This is a genomic window from Alcanivorax sp. HI0083 (genome assembly GCF_001635175.1).
Map to the genome: position 1 here is coordinate 1 of NZ_LWFX01001734.1, position 2,550 is coordinate 2,550.

The 2,550-nt window shown below is 55.4% G+C and carries 3 protein-coding genes; all 3 read left to right on the forward strand.

The features are described from left to right. Window positions 1–268, forward strand: a 268-nt coding sequence (locus tag A3754_RS25235) for a copper resistance protein B (protein WP_197468864.1), incomplete at its 5' end; no start/stop codon positions are given. Window positions 269–397: 129 nt separating this feature from the next. Next, window positions 398–1,750 (forward strand): APC family permease, encoded by a 1,353-nt coding sequence (locus A3754_RS25240; protein WP_081737601.1) that lies wholly within the window; start codon window positions 398–400, stop codon window positions 1,748–1,750. Between the two features lie 30 nt (window positions 1,751–1,780). Next, on the forward strand, window positions 1,781–2,550 hold a 770-nt coding region (locus tag A3754_RS25245), incomplete at its 3' end, for a YHS domain-containing protein (protein ID WP_156497227.1).

Below are 2,550 nucleotides of genomic sequence, written 5' to 3' on the forward strand. Positions count from 1 at the left end.
GCTGCTTCTCACCAACTACTGGATTCTGGCGGCAACGCTGGATGCCACGGTTGCGTTTAGCGAGGACCGGGAAATTGGCGTTGGTAAAGGACTGGTTTCTACTGAAACCGGACTCAGGTTGAGCTATGATCTGATCGACCGTGCGTTCTCGCCTTATGTGGGCGTGGTGCATGAGCGCAAATACGGCGATAGTGCCGACTTTGCCGAAGCGGACGGCGGCAGTACAGCAGATTGGTTTGCTGTGATTGGAGCGCGCATCGCACTCTGATCAGGTACTTAGGGGCTAAAGATATTTCTTTGGCCCGTTTTTCTCGACATTGATGCAAGTGAGATCTACCCAAGCCAGCATTGGCTATTTATTGAGTATCAAACGCCGTTCAAAACAACAGGAGGTTGTATGAGCAGCACGCACGACAGAACCACGCGCTATCAGAAAGGCAGTCTTACACTTCCGGGAACTGTTATGCTGGGCACCGGTGTCATGATTGGCGCCGGTATCTTCGCCCTTACCGGGCAGATGGCGCAGATGACTGGCGTTCTTTTCCCGTTGGCGTTTCTGGCCGCGGCGGTAATCGTAAGCTTCAGTGCCTATTCCTACATCAAAATTTCCAATGCCTACCCGTCAGCCGGGGGCATAGGCATGTACCTGCACAAAGCCTATGGCAATCGGTTACCGACGGCTTTCAATGCTTTGCTGATGTATTTCTCGATGGTGATTGCCCAGAGCTTTCTTGCGCGAACCTTCGGTTCTTACACCATGCAACTGTTCGATGGCGATGAAAGTGGCCGCATGGTGCCCATTCTTGGCGTCTCACTAATTCTGGCCGCGTTTCTGATCAATCTGTTGGGCAACCGAATGATTCAGGGCGTGGCTTCCTTTATAGGTATCCTGAAGATCGGAGGCATTCTGGTTTTCGGGCTGGTGGGTATCTGGATTGCCGACAGTGTTTCTGTTGATTTCTCTAGCCCCGGTGAGGCTGGAACCTTTGGCAATTTCCTGGGGGCAACGGCCCTTGGCATTCTGGCCTTCAAAGGTTTTACCACCATCACCAACAGCGGCTCGGAAGTCATAGACCCCAAGAGAAACGTGGGGCGAGCGATTATTATTTCCATCGCAGCCTGCGTGGTGATCTACACCCTGGTCGGTTTCGCCGTTGCCAGTAACCTGTCCCTGGCGGAAATCATCAAAACGCAGGACTACTCTCTGGCGGCCGCTGCGCGTCCCGCATTGGGCGACTACGGCGTCTGGTTTACCGTCGCCATTGCGATGATGGCCACCGCCGGTGGCATTCTGGCCAGTATTTTCGCCGTCTCACGCATGTTGGCCATGCTGACTGAAATGAAGCTGGTCCCCCACAGTCATTTCGGCATGCCCGGTAGCATCCAGAAGCACACGCTGGTTTATACCGTGGTGCTTGGGCTTATCCTCACGGCCTTCTTCGACCTGTCCCGAATTGCAGCGCTGGGCATCATTTTTTACCTGATCATGGACATTGCTATCCATTGGGGCGTTCTGCGCTATTTACGGGAGGATGTGAAGGCCAATGTGTGGGTGCCCACGGTGGCAATTGTTCTGGATTTGCTCGCTCTTGGTGGCTTCGTTTGGGTCAAACTGAATACTGACCTGTTTGTTATTGGCGTGGCGGTTGTCACCATGATTGTTATCGCAGTGGCCGAGCAACTGTTCCTGAAAAAGGCCACAGAAGCCGAAGAAGCGGGACACAAAGAATCTCATGCTCATCATCACTAATCACCAGAACTCGATAGGGAGGGATCGGCCATGACGGCTGAGCACACGGTCAAAGATCCTGTTTGCGGCATGTCGGTGAATCCACACTCGGCGGAACATCGCAGCGAGCATGGCGGGAAAACCTGGTATTTCTGTTCTTCGGGGTGCAAATCGAAGTTTGACGGCGACCCGGGACACTACCTCAGTGGAGAACAGAAACAGGACGAACCCGTGGCTCCGGGCACCATGTACACCTGCCCGATGCATCCGGAAATTCGCCAGCAGGGCCCCGGAGATTGCCCTATCTGTGGTATGGCCCTGGAGCCCGAGCAGGTAAGTCTGGATGACGGGCCCTCGGCAGAGCTCAAAGACATGACCCGTCGATTTTGGATTGGCCTGGTGCTGGCCCTGCCGGTATTGGTGCTGGAAATGGGCGGACATCTCACCGGCCTTGACCAGATCGTTGCCCCACAAATGTCCAACTGGATTCAACTGGTGTTGGCGACGCCAGTAGTGGCCTGGTGTGGCTGGCCTTTCTTTGTCAGAGGCTGGAAGTCCGTCGTCAGCCGCAATCTGAACATGTTCACGCTCATTGCCATTGGTACTGGCGTGGCGCTGATCTACAGCCTGGTGGCGACACTGGCGCCCCAGATTTTCCCCGACGCCTTTCGGCAGGAAGACGGTTCTGTCGCCGTCTACTTCGAGGCGGCTGCGGTCATCGTGGTGCTGGTTCTGTTAGGCCAGGTGCTTGAACTGCGGGCCCGGGAGAAAACCTCGGGCGCGATCAAGGCGCTGCTGGATCTGGCACCGGCGACGGCCCG